Source organism: Xenorhabdus ishibashii (assembly GCF_002632755.1).
Classification (GTDB): Bacteria; Pseudomonadota; Gammaproteobacteria; order Enterobacterales; family Enterobacteriaceae; genus Xenorhabdus; species Xenorhabdus ishibashii.
On record NZ_NJAK01000001.1, the window covers coordinates 1,417,855 to 1,434,109 of the forward strand.

At 45.3% G+C, this 16,255-nt stretch carries 15 protein-coding genes; 3 read left to right on the forward strand and 12 right to left on the reverse strand.

Annotation, left to right across the window (positions count from 1 at the left end):
• Positions 1–2: 2 nt before the first annotated feature.
• On the reverse strand, positions 3–3,788 hold the full coding sequence (gene tamB / locus Xish_RS06695) for an autotransporter assembly complex protein TamB (RefSeq protein ID WP_099117229.1): 3,786 nt from the start codon (positions 3,786–3,788) through the stop codon (positions 3–5).
• Positions 3,785–5,527, reverse strand: coding sequence for an autotransporter assembly complex protein TamA (gene tamA, locus Xish_RS06700; RefSeq protein ID WP_099117230.1), 1,743 nt, complete (start codon positions 5,525–5,527; stop codon positions 3,785–3,787). Before tamA ends, tamB begins: the two co-directional genes overlap by 4 nt.
• 138 nt (positions 5,528–5,665) lie before the next feature.
• On the opposite strand from tamA, the gene msrA reads away from it, so the two are divergent.
• Positions 5,666–6,313: a peptide-methionine (S)-S-oxide reductase MsrA gene (gene msrA, locus Xish_RS06705; protein WP_099117231.1), complete on the forward strand. Its 648-nt coding sequence runs from the start codon at positions 5,666–5,668 to the stop codon at positions 6,311–6,313.
• Positions 6,314–6,471: 158 nt separating this feature from the next.
• Positions 6,472–7,809: a polyamine export protein PaeA gene (gene paeA, locus Xish_RS06710; protein WP_099117232.1), complete on the forward strand. Its 1,338-nt coding sequence runs from the start codon at positions 6,472–6,474 to the stop codon at positions 7,807–7,809.
• Between the two features lie 102 nt (positions 7,810–7,911).
• On the opposite strand, the gene Xish_RS06715 is transcribed toward paeA, so the two are convergent.
• Complete coding sequence (locus tag Xish_RS06715) at positions 7,912–8,118, reverse strand: DUF1107 domain-containing protein (RefSeq protein WP_099117233.1); 207 nt, start codon at positions 8,116–8,118, stop codon at positions 7,912–7,914.
• Between the two features lie 364 nt (positions 8,119–8,482).
• On the opposite strand from Xish_RS06715, the gene Xish_RS06720 reads away from it, so the two are divergent.
• A complete protein-coding gene (locus Xish_RS06720; protein WP_099118694.1) occupies positions 8,483–9,040 on the forward strand; it encodes a YtfJ family protein in 558 nt (185 codons plus the stop codon).
• A 73-nt stretch (positions 9,041–9,113) separates the two neighbouring features.
• Here Xish_RS06720 and cysQ read toward each other — a convergent pair whose 3' ends face one another.
• From cysQ to nsrR, 9 genes are all read right to left on the reverse strand, one after another.
• Positions 9,114–9,857, reverse strand: a complete 744-nt coding sequence (cysQ, locus tag Xish_RS06725; protein ID WP_099117234.1) for a 3'(2'),5'-bisphosphate nucleotidase CysQ — start codon at positions 9,855–9,857, stop codon at positions 9,114–9,116.
• Between the two features lie 143 nt (positions 9,858–10,000).
• On the reverse strand, positions 10,001–10,621 hold the full coding sequence (bamJ, locus tag Xish_RS06730; RefSeq protein WP_099117235.1) for a BamJ family beta-barrel-assembly machinery protein: 621 nt from the start codon (positions 10,619–10,621) through the stop codon (positions 10,001–10,003).
• Positions 10,622–10,882: 261 nt separating this feature from the next.
• The gene (gene rplI / locus Xish_RS06735) at positions 10,883–11,335 is read right to left on the reverse strand and encodes a 50S ribosomal protein L9 (RefSeq protein WP_099117236.1); all 453 of its coding nucleotides are present in this window, start codon (positions 11,333–11,335) and stop codon (positions 10,883–10,885) included.
• Between the two features lie 38 nt (positions 11,336–11,373).
• Positions 11,374–11,601, reverse strand: a complete 228-nt coding sequence (gene rpsR / locus Xish_RS06740; RefSeq protein ID WP_000135199.1) for a 30S ribosomal protein S18 — start codon at positions 11,599–11,601, stop codon at positions 11,374–11,376.
• 4 nt (positions 11,602–11,605) lie between these two features.
• A complete protein-coding gene (gene priB / locus Xish_RS06745) occupies positions 11,606–11,923 on the reverse strand; it encodes a primosomal replication protein N (RefSeq protein ID WP_099117237.1) in 318 nt (105 codons plus the stop codon).
• A 5-nt stretch (positions 11,924–11,928) separates the two neighbouring features.
• On the reverse strand, positions 11,929–12,327 hold the full coding sequence (gene rpsF, locus Xish_RS06750) for a 30S ribosomal protein S6 (protein ID WP_074022704.1): 399 nt from the start codon (positions 12,325–12,327) through the stop codon (positions 11,929–11,931).
• Between the two features lie 149 nt (positions 12,328–12,476).
• Complete coding sequence (gene rlmB / locus Xish_RS06755; protein WP_099117238.1) at positions 12,477–13,214, reverse strand: 23S rRNA (guanosine(2251)-2'-O)-methyltransferase RlmB; 738 nt, start codon at positions 13,212–13,214, stop codon at positions 12,477–12,479.
• A gap of 118 nt (positions 13,215–13,332) precedes the next feature.
• Positions 13,333–15,768, reverse strand: a complete 2,436-nt coding sequence (gene rnr / locus Xish_RS06760) for a ribonuclease R (RefSeq protein WP_099117239.1) — start codon at positions 15,766–15,768, stop codon at positions 13,333–13,335.
• Between the two features lie 44 nt (positions 15,769–15,812).
• Complete coding sequence (gene nsrR, locus Xish_RS06765; RefSeq protein WP_099117240.1) at positions 15,813–16,232, reverse strand: nitric oxide-sensing transcriptional repressor NsrR; 420 nt, start codon at positions 16,230–16,232, stop codon at positions 15,813–15,815.
• Positions 16,233–16,255: the final 23 nt, after the last annotated feature.

Below are 16,255 nucleotides of genomic sequence, written 5' to 3' on the forward strand. Positions count from 1 at the left end.
CTTTAAAACTCAAACTCATAGAGCAGATCTAAAGCCTGATCAATACCAGATACCGCTTCCAGATACAATCTTGGCATAACTCGATAGCGTAATGTCAGTGTCGCTAACGAGTCAAAAATCCCCACACCATACTTCACTTGTAAGTCATTGGTAATTCGTCCGCTGACAACCACTTGAGATTTATCGCCAACGCCCTGAGTATCTAAAGCCAAATCAGAAACACCAAACGTTTCCCCTATTTTACCGACTAACTGACTGCTCTGAGCAATCCCTAACCCAATCAGCATCGCCGCCATTTGCGAGTTGTCAGAATCACCTTTCTCCAGCCCTTCTCCCCGTAATAAGTAAGATAAGGCTTCCTGTTGGGATTTAACGGGATCAGAAAAAACCTCCACTTTCGGTTTATCTGCTAAACCGGTCACGCGTACACCGACAATAACTTTGTTTGCGGTCGATTCTGGATTACGGATCGCTTCAATGTTCAACAATGGCTGATCTGGCGGGCCGGAGAACATAATCATTCCCTTACGCACTTGTAAATCCTGCCCATAGGCATGGAAATTCCCTTCAGGAATATCAATCTGGCCATTCAGCCCCAACCCCTGTTTATCCTGAAGGACTTTTAATGCGCCTTTGAGTTGTGCCTTCAAGCCAAAGGCACTCAAGCGCACATCATTGCCGATATGAATATTTAAGTTACTTTGAATCAAAAGAGAAGATTTTTTCTTCTCGATTGGCTGGAGGCTTTTATCCAGCATCACTTCGTCAGCAGAAACACCAACCGCCGATTCCGGTAACTCCTGAACCGTAATCCGTGCCCACGGGATATCCACACTCCCGTCGAGCTTCAGCAGATTGGGTTTCGCTTCCAGCACTAAATCCGGACTGACATCCACCTTCACCATCGGCGGCACAGTCACGCGTAACTTCTCTCCATTGGCTGCCATTCTGGCATACCAGTTATCTATGTTGCGCCAATCAGCGTGGCCGTTCAGGTTTAATTGTCCTTTGGGAGTTTTAATCATGCCATGCAAATCAGAGCTGGCACCGGCAAAATGCATCACTAACTGGCTTTGAGTGATATCGAATGGCAGCCAATGGTTGCTAATCTTCACAACATCCGCGTTAAGCTGACCAAATAACAGCGGATGCTTAGCATTTCCGCTAATGCGTAAATTCGCATTTAATCCGCCCTCCGCTTTTTCGTCTTTACTCAAAATAGGTTTAATCAGCTTTAAAGAAAGTGCCTGAATATCAATATTCCCTGATAATTTTCGGCTACTTTCTAAATCAGCGACCTGAACATCCCCTTTCAACTGCCCGTTGCCAGCCAATTTGAATAACCATGCCAGATTAGCTTTGCCATCGGCCAGCCCTGCATTCAAGGTTAGTGTCTCAAAATCAATCGGGAGTGGATTACCTTCCACCACCTGACGAACTTGTACTCCATTTCCTTGCAGAGCCACTTTCGCTTGTGGCAAACCTTGCCCTGCTGTCCATCTGATCTCCGCATGACCATTGAATAGCCCCTTAAGTTGAGTGCTTTTATCAAGGAATGGCTGGATCATAGCCAAATCAAAGCGTTCAAGTGCCACTTGTGCATGGCCGCTAGTTCCCGCATCAATAGGTTTTGAGATACAAAGATGAGCATTGGGATTCAGCCAGCAATGGGTTCCCACTATGGCCTTTTGCTGCAAGTTGAAATAATCAATGGCTATCGCTTTGCTTAAACGCCACTCACCAACAGGTGTGTCAAAATAAGTATTGTTGATATTGCCTTTCCAGTGTTCCTTTTGACGATCAAAGCTGCCATTGAGAGCCAATTGGCCTGAGACCGGAGTTCCTTCTATTTTCAGTTGTAAATCATGCTGCTTTTCTGTGCCTTTCGCATTGAGTACCAAGTTTTTGATAGTGAAATCCGCCTGCTGCAATTGCCGAACAGCAACTGATAACTGTCCCTGAATCTGCTCGGCTGAACGTATATCCCCTTTAATCGTGGCGCTATCCACCCTGAGCGCATCCTGCCAGCGTAACCCACGTGCATGCAAATCTGTCATGATTTGTGGCGCTTTTATATTGCCACGCAGTTTGACATCACCCGTAATAAAGCCAGCCAAACCCGGCAGTAAGCCAGTTAATTGCGGTGCATTAATTTCACCATCAAGTTTCCATGCCTGATCCGTCAGCCTCCCTTGTACATTCAACGTATTACGCCCAACAGTAAGATCAAGTTGAGGAATATTCCACTGTCCTGCCGCATTGCCTGATGCTTTGCCACGCGCTTTGATGGCATTTTGTTTCACATGACCATCAAGGGTAAGTTCCGGGATTTGAAGCTGCCAGCTCCCACCATACAGGCTGCCACGCACGGCGATTTTACCGTCTACTCTGGCAGGCCATTCCGGCCATTGTTTGTCCGTATTCAATCCATCCAAAAGAAGCAACGCATGCCAACTAATGGCCTTGCTCCAATCCACCACACCTGAAACCTCTGCCTTACCTTGCAATGCCGCCAAACGCAGACGCGTTAGCCTCAGCAATTCTTCATTGCCTTTCGCATCCAGCATCAACGATGCCGGCGGAAGATCATGGCCTTTAATATCCGAGCGCAGGGAAAGATCGTAATGACTGGCTTGACCATTCAAGCGCAACTTGATGTCATCAAGCTGATATTCTGACTCGCCTTTTAATGGCCATTGCAGTTGCTGGCTTTTCAAAGTCAGACGAACAGGCAAGCCCGCTTTTGCCAGTTCAGCCTGAGCATTCAAGCTGGCGGCGACAGGACCAGAAAGATCCAATGCGAGATTAAGCTGCTGCAACAATGCACCTTTTAGCGTTAAATTAACCTGTTGCCCTTTTAGGTCATCCAGATTGATATGATTTAAGTTATCGACCTTACCCTTAACCAGCAGGTTAACTGGCCATTTCTCAGCTAGCTTTGCCGTTCCCCGTATCGCCAGAGAACCTTCCGGTGCCTGTACGCTTAACGTTTTTATTTCGACTTCCTGCCCATGATTGCTGGCCTGTAGCCGCAAATCGTTAATCTTGATATCGGTATCCCCCGTCAAATGAAGCTGGCTGCCGTGGATACTCTCCAGCGTGATATCAAGAGGAATGGGAACAGTAGGTAACTCCTCTAACAAAGGTTGGGCAAACAACGTTTTCAACGTTTCACCCAGAGGTTTTTCCGCTTCGGCCTGCGGCTCAATCTTTTGCGCTGTGCCGATTTTTTCAGATGTGCTTTTTGGCAATGCCACCAGCAATCTATTAATTTCCGTAGGTTTTAATATCAGTTGTTTTTCCTGCCACTGGGCAGCCGTTTTAAACTCATCCAATGCAATAGCGATACCATCTACCTGTACGTGGATATTTTTCAAATAAAGCAAGTCCAGTGAGATAGGATACGGTGTTTGCAACTCAGTCAATGGTTCTGATTCAGTAACAGGAGCCGATGGCGGAAGTTCAGCGGTATTCACCGAAACCATGACACCTTCGGTTGTCAATGCATTGACGCATATCTGGCTGTGTTTCAGGCAGGAAAGCCGGATAGAGAGGTGCACATTGTCCGCATTAACGTTAACGCCTGGCATCTGATATTTGACGCCTTTTAACGTTAAATCGCGCCAACCTCCGCTGACACTCGCAATATCCAATCCCGGAACCCAACGTGCCGCACTGTTGATCACCAAATGCAAACCAGTTTGAGTACCAAGTAGCCCGACAACTGCCACCAATAACAGGCCAACAATCAGCAGGAAAGCAATACTAACCCTTTTTGCCCACTTCATAGTTCAGCCCCTAAACCAATATAAAACTCAATATTATGACTATCGGGGTCGCCGATTGGCGTTGCCAAATCAAATTTTATTGGCCCAACCGGTGACGCCCAGCGCACACCAATTCCCGCACCGGTTTTAAAATCACTCTTTCTAATGTCATCCACCGCTTCACCGGAATCGACAAACAACGCACTCCACCAATTGCCATAAATATTGTATTGATATTCTAACGAGCCAACCGCCAACTTTGATGCCCCAACTAATTTGCCTTTATTATCTGTCGGTGAAATTTTTTGGTATTTATAGCCACGAATGCTGCGATCCCCCCCTGCAAAGAAGCGGAGATCCGGTGGTACCTTGTCGAATTCATTGGTCTCTATCCAGCCCAAATCTGCCCGCACCACAAAACGGTGATTTTCCCGATAAGTTCGTACCCAAACGTGATGCGCCTGTAACACGAAAAAATCGACATTGGAATGCCAGGTTGTATCAGAAATATCAATCGAATAGCGCTGACTATCCCCCCAATAAGGCATCGTACCGCCACGTTGGCGAATACGGCTGAGACTGGCTCCCGGATAAAGCAGCATGGTGGTATTGGTTATGTTGGCCTGAGTAAAGTGGCTAAGGCTCCAGCGCAGATTAACGCTGTACTGCCAGCCGGTAAAACGATCCCAATTACGGGAAAGGTTTAAGGTTGCCGTATCCGAAATGGTATCGTTAATATCTTTGCGTTTATAACCCGTTTGTAGCTGAAAATATTCCTCAAGCGGGTTAACCTTAAGCGGCATTTTGTAGGATGCATCAATGAGTTGTTCACGTGCAGAAAGGTTAAGGCTGGTACTCAGACTGTGCCCACGGGAATTGAGCCACGGCTTTTTCCACTTTGCCTGAACACGAGGTCCGACATCTGTTGCATAACCGCCCCCCAATTCTACATAGTTGGCAGAGCGCGGTACTAAGGAAGCATTCAATGGTAATAACTTATCCTGACTCTCACGCCCGATTTTAAAATCAGGCACAACCACCGCAGAGTTGAACCAGCCAGTATCGGCCAAACGGCGGTTAAACTCAGCTAATTGTTCAGAGGTATAATATTCTCCCTGCTGGAAAGGGATGAGATTATCCAAATAAGTTTGCCGAATTTGCGATCCATGAAATGTCACTGAGCCAAACCGATAACGTTGTCCACTATCAAAATCAAAATCCCAAATCGATTCGTGCAGTGCTTTCGCCACCCCCAGCTCACTTTTCTTCATGATGGCATCAAAATAGCCTTTCTTAACCGCCAAATTCGTCAAAGAACTTTTAAAATTTTCATATTCACCGTGATTGAGTATCGCCTTTTCTTTTGGCATATTTTTTTTGATCAGGGTGGCATAATCTTTATCTGTTTTAGCGCCTCCTTCCAAATCCACGTTCACTTTAACGACTCTCACCGGTTCACCGAGTGTAACTTTTGCCGTTAAAACAGGACGGGCAGGAGGTGTGTTCTCTTGATAGGTAAATGTAACGGTGGGATCATAATATCCCAATGGACGAAGCCCTTGCCGTATCGCCTTCTCCACACGAGCCCGAAAACGGCCATCAGGAGAAACCTCGTCGGTACTGATATTGGAAAGTTGTACTCTGGCATTTTTTTCTAATTCGCCAGAAAGTCCTTCAACTTTCAATCGTAAATTTGCACTATAAGCCGATGGAGTAACGATAGATACCAAAAACGCACCTATGAGGGGATATCGTGACACTCGAACTCCTAATATTTATCTATCTGTAGGGTAAAATCTAACAATATAAAAATGCCGCAATGAATTAATTTTGGTAAAGTTTTAAAGATATACAAGCGACGTATAATCATAAAACTTGTGCATATACAGGAGAGAATCTTGCCAAATTCAACCAATGAAAAACAACATGTTTCTGCACCAGATGCCATATCGGGTAGAGCCAATCCATTAACCGTATCACCCTACCATGTCATCACACAGCATGCGATAGAGAACATTCCTGAAAATATGGAAATTGCCTATGTAGGAATGGGCTGTTTCTGGGGCGTTGAGCGCCTTTTCTGGCAACAGGAAGGCATTTACACCACTTCTGTGGGTTACAGCGGTGGCACTACGCCAAACCCAACTTATGAAGAAGTGTGTACAGGCTTAACCGGTCATGCAGAAGTCGTCAGGCTCGTCTTTGATCCGACTAAAATAACCTATTCGCAACTACTTGCCCTGTTCTGGGAAAATCACGATCCTGCCCAAGGTATGCGCCAACATGGCGATATTGGTACGCAGTACCGTTCTGCCCTTTACACGGTTTCACCACAACAGTATGAACAGGCAATTGCCAGTCGGGACCAATACCAGCAAGCGATGACGCAAAATGGCGACCAACGCACCATCACGACGGAAATTCGCGAAACCGGACCATTCTATTTTGCCGAAGATTATCACCAACAATACCTCTACAAAAACCCTGAAGGGTATTGTGGCTTAGGGGGTACTGGGATCTGCTTCCCACCGACACTCAGAAACTAGCTGATTTAATAAGCCCAATGGTATAATCGTTGGGCTATACTTATTTTGTTTTGCGGCATCCCGTCGTAATATTCCTATATGATTTTTCATCTTATCTTCCAGCACGATCCAAATAAAACCAGCCCTATCGATAGCTGGAGGTAAGATACGGATACTTTATGTTAAACAGTTTATTAGTCATACTCTTGCTTTGTGCGATTAGCGCATTTTTTTCGTTATCAGAAATTTCTTTGGCTGCTTCAAGAAGAATAAAATTAAAACTCATGGCCGATGAAGGCAATCTCAATGCGGCTCATGTCCTTAAGCTACAAGAAACACCCGGCCTGTTTTTTACTGTCGTTCAAATTGGTCTTAATGCTGTGGCAATCCTTGCGGGAGTTGTGGGGGAATCGGCCTTTTCACCTGCACTGAAAACATTATTCATGAAATTTATGCGCCCAGAATGGGCCGACCAACTGGGATTTATCTGCTCTTTTATTATCGTTACCAGTGTCTTTATCCTGTTGGCTGATTTAACCCCTAAACGCATTGGCATGATTAAGCCCGAAGCCGTTGCCATGAAAATTATCAATCCAATGCGTTTCTGCCTGACTATTTGTCGCCCTCTGGTTTGGTTGTTCAATGGACTGGCCGACGGTATTTTCAAACTTTTTAATATCCCGATGGAACGTAATGAAGACATCACATCTGACGATATTTACGCAGTTGTTGAAGCCGGAGCAGTTGCAGGCGTACTTCGCAAACAAGAACATGAATTAATTGAAAATGTGTTCGAACTGGAGTCGCGCACTGTGCCTTCTGCCATGACTTCACGAGAAAGTGTAGTGTATTTTGATAAGAATGAAGACGAGGACAGCATCAAACAAAAAATCTCCACTCATCCTCACTCAAAATTTCTTGTTTGTGATGACGACATTGATCATGTCATCGGGTATGTGGACTCGAAAGATTTACTTAATCTCGTTTTGAATGGGCAAAGCCTCAATCTGAAAGAAGGTGTCCAAATCCGCAATGCCTTGATGATCCCAGATACGCTTTCACTCTCTGATACACTGGAAAGTTTCAAAGCCGCTGGAGAAGATTTCGCTATCATTCTCAATGAATATGCTTTGGTCATGGGTGTCATCACACTTAATGACGTTATGACCACCTTAATGGGAGATTTAGTCGGGCAGGGGCAGGAAGAACAAATTGTTGTTCGGGATGAAAATTCGTGGCTGATTGAAGGCGGCACACCGATTGAAGATGTGATGAGAGTACTGGATATCGATGGTTTTCCAGACTCCAGTCATTATGAAACCATTGCCGGTTTTATGATGTTCCGTCTGCGAAAAATTCCAAAACGCACGGATTCGGTGAAATTTGGTGGTTATAAGTTTGAAGTGGTAGATATCGATAACTATAAAATCGATCAATTGCTGGTGACAAAAGTTGTCACTCCCTTAACGCAACCTAATCCCCTTACCTCTGAGCAACCACATGAAAAACAATCCTAACGTATAGATTTAAAAAACGGCCGCAAGGCCGTTTATTATACGAATTCAATATATTATATTGATCTTATTAGATTATCCATTAGCAGGTAAAATGACAAAACATCATCCCATTTCGGTCTGTAAGCGTAATACTTGCTGATTAACTTCACTCATTACATGGAAATGACGTTTATCTTTGATTTTCGGGGGTAGAATTTTTCCATAATTAAATTCAAAAGCGCCCATGTCCTTAATATATAAACGCCCACGAAATAGGGTTTTTACGTAGAGAGCAATTTTCACTGGGTTATAATGGCGAAAGATTTTCATCTCTGTTTTTCCTCCCATGCTTCTTACGATACTATTTTGTTACGTAATATTTATTGCATAACATTGGCGACATAACATGTTCAATGCATCAGAAGCCCCCCTGTTATGCCAACTGTATAGACTACGTATATGGAAATTTGTTCCCTTGAATATCAGGTTTCAATCTCTGTTTTAATCTAACATAATGATATTAATAAGCATTATATTACGCACCTCTCTTGTTTACTTATACCTTATCCTGAATGTTATCAAATTGTTTATTTTCTTGAGGACAGACCAGTTAACAAACGCTATGCTGAATATGTCATTCCCTGATAACATGCCACACCATGATAGATAAGGAATAAATATGTTAAAAAACAACATGTTAATAAAAATCGTGTTATCTGCAATATTGAGTATAACGCCAATATTTGCGCTCGCCCACAACATCACCTTAGAACAACCCGTTCCCGCTGTCAGTGTGACAGATAAAGGAGAACTGTTGTTAAACGATGGTAAGTTCAGTTACCAAAATTGGAGCAGTACTGAACTTCCGGGAAAAGTAAGAACGATCCAGCATATTGCCGGTCGTAGTTCCGCAAAAGAGATGAATGATCCCTTGATTCAGGCATTGAAGCATGCTGATTTCCCCAAGGATAAATATCAAACCACCAGCATCGTAAATACCGATGATGCTATTTTTGGTACGGCCGTTTTTGTTCGCAATAGCCTTGAAGACAGCAAAAAACAGTTCCCGTGGTCACAATTCATTGTCGATAGTAATGGGCTGGTTAAAAAGGCCTGGGGACTGGAACCCAAAAGTTCGGTAATCATTGTGCTGGATAAAGACGGTCATGTGAAATTTGTCAAAGATGGCAAGTTAAGTAACGAAGACATTACACATGTTATCAGCCTAATTAAAAAAGAATTGGAAAAATAGTTTATTCAATGCCTTACAGTGATAATGGTTCTCCCATTGTGAGCCATTATCACCTTAATATCGCGCTCCAGAATCAAAAAATCCTGACTCTAAACCCTGGATTCAGGAAAGATTCACGCGGCGTGTAATCTAATGTCTTCCCTTCCCAATCCGTCACATGTGCCCCCGCAGCAATAGCAATGGCATGACCAGCTCCTGTATCCCAGATGTTGGTCGGTCCAAAACGTGGGTAAAGTTGGGCTTTTCCCTCTGCAACCATGCAAAATTTGAGTGAAGAACCGACCGAAAGTGTATCGTGTACCCCTAGCTGGGAAAGATAGTCTTGCAACTCCTCATCGTCCTTGTGAGAGCGGCTGACAACCACGACTGGCGGCTTCGCTCGCATAACTTTAATGGGCAGCATCTGGCCATTGGCTTCTTTCCACGCCTGACGCCCTTGCCCTGAATATAAGACATTCTGTACCGGAACATAGATAACTCCCATCACAGGTACACCGTGTTCTACCAAGGCAATATTGACAGTAAACTCGCCATTGCGGCGAATAAACTCTTTCGTACCATCCAATGGATCAACCAGCCAATAACGCTGCCAATTTTTCCACTCTTCCCATGTCGGAGGTTCTTCTTCTGATAACAGCGGGATATCAGGTGCAATGCGCAACAATCCTGCTTTAATGATCTTATGGGCGGCAATATCCGCAGCAGTTACGGGTGAGTCATCCATTTTATGCTTTACTTGCAACGGTTGCTCAGCCTGATAGATCTCCATGATCGCCTTGCCTGCTTCTCGTGCTAATTGGCAGATCTGTTGTAGCATCATACACCTCTGCATTTGTTGTTTGGCTATACCACTTGAAGCACCATTTTTAACGCATTTTTTACCGGAATGGCGAATATTTTATGCTGCCATAATTTCCAAATACATTAAAAAAATAGCCGGCTAACCGGCTATTCAATAAGTTACAGAATTTCCAGTAATTCCACTTCGAAAATCAGCGTGCTATAAGGAGGAATGGATGCACCTGCGCCACGCTCACCATAAGCCAGATTGTGAGGAATATAGAGTTCCCATTTGGAACCGACTGGCATTAAGGTTAGCGCTTCAATCCAACCGGGGATCACGCCGCTAACAGGGAATTCTGCTGGTGTACCACGCTGTACTGAACTATCAAATACAGTGCCATCGATCAGGCGACCCGTATAGTGAACACGAACACGGTCGGTACGAGCTGGGATCACGCCATCACCTTGTGTCAGAACAGAAAATTGCAGACCAGACTCAGTGCTGCTTACGCCCTCACGCTGAATGTTTTCTGCCAGAAATTTTTTGCCTTCTTCTGCCATCGCCTGCTGACGTTCACGACGAACGCTATCAGCACGTTCATGTATCTCACGTAGCGCACGATGCAGTTCTTCTACCGGAATAGCAGGAGAACGGCTTTCCAGCGCATCACACAACCCCGCTAACAATGCCTCTGGCTCTAACCCTTGCAAACCAGATTCCTGTAGTTGTTGCCCAACCTGCAAACCAATACCGTAACTTGCCCGCGCTTCAATAGACTCAAAAGAAGGTTTTGTCATGAAAATACCTGTTATTAAATGAGTGAAGGCTCAAGCATAACAGCACTGTCTAGATGGGTAAACGCGTGAGAGGTGTCAAAGGAAGGTTTTACTTTTGAAAACCACAAATACGTTATTATGTTTTAGATAAGTAAGGATTCAGATCAGAAAAATTGCCACACTGTCTATTGGCTACTAAATCAAAATAACGTTCTATTTTAAATACAAAAAACGCCGGCAATGCCAGCGTTTTTTGTCACATGTTCTTCAGCTAATCAATGATTAAGCTTCTGGAACGATGTTAACGTTCAACTGTGCGAATACATCGCTGTGTACCTGGAAGTGAACTTCGTGTTCACCCACAGTACGCAGAACGCCGTTAGGCAGGCGAACTTCGCTCTTAGATACTTCAACGCCAGCAGCAGTCACTGCATCAGCGATGTCACGAGTACCGATAGAACCGAACAGTTTACCTTCATCACCCGCTTTAGAAGCGATAGTGACAGAACCCAGTGCACTGATTTTCTCTGCACGAGCTTCTGCTGCTGCCAGAACGTCAGTCAGTTTAGCTTCCAGTTCAGCACGGCGAGCTTCGAAGAATTCGATGTTTTTCTTAGTTGCAGGAACAGCTTTGCCCTGTGGTACTAAGAAGTTACGGGCATAACCCGCTTTAACGTTAACTTGGTCACCCAGGCTACCCAGGTTCGCTACTTTATCAAGCAGAATAATTTGCATTACCTTATCCTCTCAAAGTCGTTAATGGACTGAGCCTATTACTGATGGCGATCAGTGTAAGGCAACAGAGACAGGTAGCGCGCACGCTTGATAGCGCGAGCGAGCTGACGCTGGTATTTTGCACGAGTGCCAGTAATACGGCTTGGTACAATTTTACCGCTTTCGGTAATGTAGTTTTTCAGCGTAGCAATATCTTTATAATCGATCTCTTGTACGCCTTCCGCGGTGAAGCGGCAGAACTTGCGACGACGGAAATAACGTGCCATTTGGCTAGTCTCCAGAATCTATCAATTCAATCTGCTCGGCATGTAGAACCAGTTTGCTAAGACCATTGCGCCCATAATGGGAATTAATGAATCCTGAAACAATTATTCGACTGCCGACCGTTATACTGTGAGTATATTCCTGTAACAACTGTCCGCTGGCAATAACGGGCATTCTGCACCATGATTGCCTGCTAAATCCGGCTTCCTGCTGCTGTGAACGATGTTCAAGCACAAACTGACAATGTGGAATGCCAGATGGACTGACTTTTCGTATCGGTGCCTTGCATACTGTGCCAGAGAGCACCAAACGATTGGTTGTCACGGTAATTACTCTTCAGAATCCCCAGCTTCATCAGCATCATCAATCAGGTCTTCTTCCAAGACCAGATCACGGCTGCGACGTTCGTCTTTAGCCTTAACCATTGGTGATGCTTCAGTTACTGCGTGCTTAACGCGCATAACCATGCTGCGGATAACGGCGTCGTTGAAGCGGAAGTTAGTTTCCAGCTCATCAATCGCTTCTTGTGGCGCTTCAACGTTCATCAGAACGTAGTGAGCCTTGTGCAGTTTGTTGATTGGGTAAGCCAGTTGACGACGACCCCAGTCTTCCAGACGGTGAATCTGACCTTGCGCGTTAGCGATAGTCGCACTGTAACGCTCGATCATGCCCGGAACTTGTTCGCTTTGGTCAGGATGGACCATAAAAACGATTTCGTAATGACGCATTGATTGCTCCTTACGGATTATTCAGCCTCCTGTCAGGGTCAGCCGTGGCCCATGGAGGCAAGGAACGTGTTTAGTACGGCTGAAAAATCGACGCGTCACTATACCCGTACAATACAAAAAACTCAATAAAGAATTGCTGGAATAAAGAATTACCGGACGCTTCTCTGACGTACGATTTCAAACAAGCATACCCCTGTTGCAACCGATACGTTCAAAGAAGAGACTGAACCCGCCATAGGAATACTGATCAATTCATCACAATGCTCGCGAGTCAATCGGCGCATACCTTCTCCTTCCGCCCCCATCACCAGAGCCATCGGACCAGTCAACTTGCTTTCGTATAAAGCATGGGTAGCTTCACCCGCGGTTCCGACAATCCAGACATTGTGTTCTTGCAGTAAACGCAGTGTCCGGGCAAGGTTAGTAACACGGATCAGCGGTACACTTTCTGCCGCACCACAAGCCACTTTTTTAGCTGTTGCATTCAATTGGGCAGAACGATCACGAGGAACAATCACGGCATCAACCCCCGCCGCATCCGCTGTACGCAAGCAAGCCCCCAAATTATGTGGATCGGTAACACCATCCAATACCAGCAGAAATGGACGCTCCAGCCGAGATAACAAATCCGGTAGATCATTTTCCTGATACTGACGCCCTGGCTTGACTCGTGCAATAATCCCTTGATGGACGGCACCTTCTGCTTGGGCATCCAACCATTGGCGGTTAGCGATTTGTACCGCAATACCGATACCTTCCAGCTCCTGCAATAATGGGGTTAAACGGCGATCTTCACGCCCTTTCAACACATAAACTTCCATGAAACGTTGTGGATCGCGCTCCAGCAAGGCTTTAACGGCATGGATACCGTAGATAATTTCACTCATGACTGACTGATACCTGACTCACTGATATCTTTAAGATACCGAAAAATAGCGGGCGGCAAAATCCGCCCTGTTTGATGATTGTATGGATTAATTTTTACTGATTAGTTTTTACTAACGATTAGCTTGCGCTTTTCTTCGCGTGCTTCGCTTTCAGTTTTGTTGCAATTTTTTTAGTCTTGCTTGACGGTTTTTTCTTTTTGCTCGGCTTAGGCTTTTCCGTACTTTTCTTTTTACGAAAAGTGCTATCTGGCTCAAAATTGGCGGACTTTTTATGATCACGGCCTTTTTTACCATTTTTACGTTCTGGTGTACCTTTTTTCGCCTTATCGCGTGCTGTTTTCCCCTGCTGACGTGCTTTGCGGGTTGTTGAAAGTAAGGTGAAATCAATATTACGTTCATCCATATGAACCGCTTCTACCCGAATTTCTACTTCATCACCGAGACGATAAGTTTTCCCCGAAGATTCACCAATCAAGCGCTGGCCGACATTATCATACCGATAATAATCGTTATCCAGCGTCGAAATATGTACCAAGCCGTCAATAAACAGATCATTCAAACGGACAAAGAAACCGAATCCTGTCACGCTGGTAATCAGTCCGGTGAAAACATTACCCACCTGATCTTGCATGAAATCACATTTCAGCCAGTCTGCCACATCCCTTGTCGCTTCATCAGCACGGCGCTCAGTCATGGAACAGTGATCACCCAATTGCAGCATCTGTTCCATATCGTTGTGCCAACCCCCTGTTGGCGTCCCGCGATGTTCAACTGCACCTTTTTCTTGCTCTTGTACCAATAAGTATTTGATCGCCCGATGCAAAGCCAGATCAGGGTAACGACGGATTGGCGAAGTGAAGTGAGAATAAGAGCGCAATGCCAAACCAAAGTGTCCCCGATTCTCCGGCTCATAGATCGCTTGCTTCATAGAGCGCAACAGCATCGTTTGCAGTAACTCGTGATCGGGTCGATCAGCAACTTGTTTCATCAATTGCGCATAATCTTTTGGTTCTGGCGTCATGCCACCCAACAAGCTCAATCCCAACTCATTGAAGACTGAACGCAGGTTCAGGATACTCTCTTCTCTTGGTCTATCATGGATGCGATATAACGCTGGCTCATGGTGTTTTTCAACAAAGCGAGCGGCGGCAATGTTCGCCAGGATCATACACTCTTCGATAAGTTTATGTGCTTCGTTGCGTACTACGGGTTCTATGCGCTCAATGCGACGCTCTGCATTAAAAATAAATTTAGCTTCTTCCGATTCAAACGAAATAGCGCCACGCTGTTCACGTGCCTGTTCCAGTGCCTGGTAAAGTTCATGCAGATGTTCAATATGTTGCACCAGCGGCTTGTAGTGCTCACGCAACTCTTGATCACCCTGTAAAATTTTCCAGACTTTGGTATAGGTTAAACGGGCATGTGAATTCATCACCGCTTCATAAAACTTGTAGGAAGAGAGTTTGCCTTGGGCGGAAACAGTCATTTCACACACCATGCATAGACGATCTACTTCTGGATTGAGGGAGCACAATCCATTAGACAGCACTTCCGGCAGCATAGGAACGACTTGGGACGGGAAATAAACCGAGTTACCACGGCTGCGTGCTTCTGTATCCAAAGCCGTTTGCGGGCGAACATAGTAGCTGACATCAGCAATTGCTACCCACAATCGCCAACCACCACCCCGTTTTCTTTCGCAATACACAGCATCATCAAAGTCTCGTGCATCTTCGCCGTCAATCGTCACCAATGGCAACGCTCGTAAATCTACACGACCTTGCTTAGCCGATTCCGGTACATGTTCATCCAAACCAGCGATCTGTTTTTCTACTATTGGCGGCCAGCTATGTGGAATTTCATGGGTACGCAGCGCAATCTCAACCGCCATGTTCGTGCCCATCGTCTCACCCAGCACTTCAACAATTTTGCCGACGGCTTTAGTCCTGCGGGTCGGGCGATTTGTCAATTCAACCACCACGACGTTACCCATTCTTGCTCCGCAAGTTGCTTCTTTTGGGATCAAAATATCGAAACAGAGGCGGCTATCATCAGGGACGACAAATCCCATGCCTGCATCCATAAAATACCGGCCAACAATCTGGCTACTTTTTGGCTCTAAAACCCGCACGATACGCACTTCAATACGACCTCTTCTGTCTGGTCGCAAGGGCTGTGCCAGTACCACATCACCGTGGATCGTCATTTTCATCTGATCGGCTGGCAGGAAATAATCTTCTTTGTGGCCTTCCACACGCAGAAAACCATAGCCATCACGGTGTCCAATCACCGTACCTTTCAATAAATCCAGCCTTTCTGGCAACGCATAACATTGCCGACGGGTAAAAACCAACTGTCCATCACGTTCCATTGCCCGCAAACGGCGGCGCAGTGCTTCCAGTGCATCTGGAGTGGTTAACTGAAGTTCCTGTGCTAATTCCTGACGGCTTACCGGAGTGGCGTGTTTAGAAATGATATCCAAGATGTATTCACGGCTTGGGATAGGAGATTCGTATTTTGCAGCCTCTCGTTCCTGAAAAGGATCTTTTGACATCGTCATTCCTCTATTGTCATCAGCAAGCTGTTTATCCCCTTGCTTCACTTAACTAAAAGTAATTGATAAAGGGGACGATTGTCTCTGACCATATCGGCCACAGTATGTTTATCCAACTCTTCCAAAAAATGTTCTACCGCTTGATTCAAGACTGACTTTAAGCGACATGCAGGCGTGATTTGACAGGCACTACAATCAACCAATGACAGAGGCTCCAATGAGCGAACCACATCACCAATTCTGATCTCGTTGGCAGGTTTTCCTAAACTAATGCCGCCATTTTTTCCCCTGACAGCATTTACTAACCCTAAGTGACTCAGTTGGTTGATGATCTTTACCATATGGTTACGTGAGACACCGTAAACTTCAGTGACTTCTGTAATACTCGTCATTTGGCCTGCTGGTAGAGAGGCCATATAAATCAAGGCACGTAATCCATAATCAGTAAAGCTGGTTAACTGCACACTCACCTCTGAGAGACTGAATA

Bases quoted from the DNA above. Each gene is read 5' to 3' on its own strand.
- Xish_RS06715 (WP_099117233.1), bottom strand. From the start codon at position 8,118: ATGAAAATCTTTCGCCATTATAACCCAGTGAAAATTGCTCTCTACGTA.
- Xish_RS06720 (WP_099118694.1), top strand. From the start codon at position 8,483: ATGTTAATAAAAATCGTGTTATCTGCAATATTGAGTATAACGCCAATA.
- cysQ (WP_099117234.1), bottom strand. From the start codon at position 9,857: ATGCTACAACAGATCTGCCAATTAGCACGAGAAGCAGGCAAGGCGATC.
- bamJ (WP_099117235.1), bottom strand. From the start codon at position 10,621: ATGACAAAACCTTCTTTTGAGTCTATTGAAGCGCGGGCAAGTTACGGT.
- rnr (WP_099117239.1), bottom strand. From the start codon at position 15,768: ATGTCAAAAGATCCTTTTCAGGAACGAGAGGCTGCAAAATACGAATCT.
- rpsF (WP_074022704.1), bottom strand. From the start codon at position 12,327: ATGCGTCATTACGAAATCGTTTTTATGGTCCATCCTGACCAAAGCGAA.
- rlmB (WP_099117238.1), bottom strand. From the start codon at position 13,214: ATGAGTGAAATTATCTACGGTATCCATGCCGTTAAAGCCTTGCTGGAG.
- rpsR (WP_000135199.1), bottom strand. From the start codon at position 11,601: ATGGCACGTTATTTCCGTCGTCGCAAGTTCTGCCGCTTCACCGCGGAA.
- paeA (WP_099117232.1), top strand. From the start codon at position 6,472: ATGTTAAACAGTTTATTAGTCATACTCTTGCTTTGTGCGATTAGCGCA.
- tamB (WP_099117229.1), bottom strand. From the start codon at position 3,788: ATGAAGTGGGCAAAAAGGGTTAGTATTGCTTTCCTGCTGATTGTTGGC.
- rplI (WP_099117236.1), bottom strand. From the start codon at position 11,335: ATGCAAATTATTCTGCTTGATAAAGTAGCGAACCTGGGTAGCCTGGGT.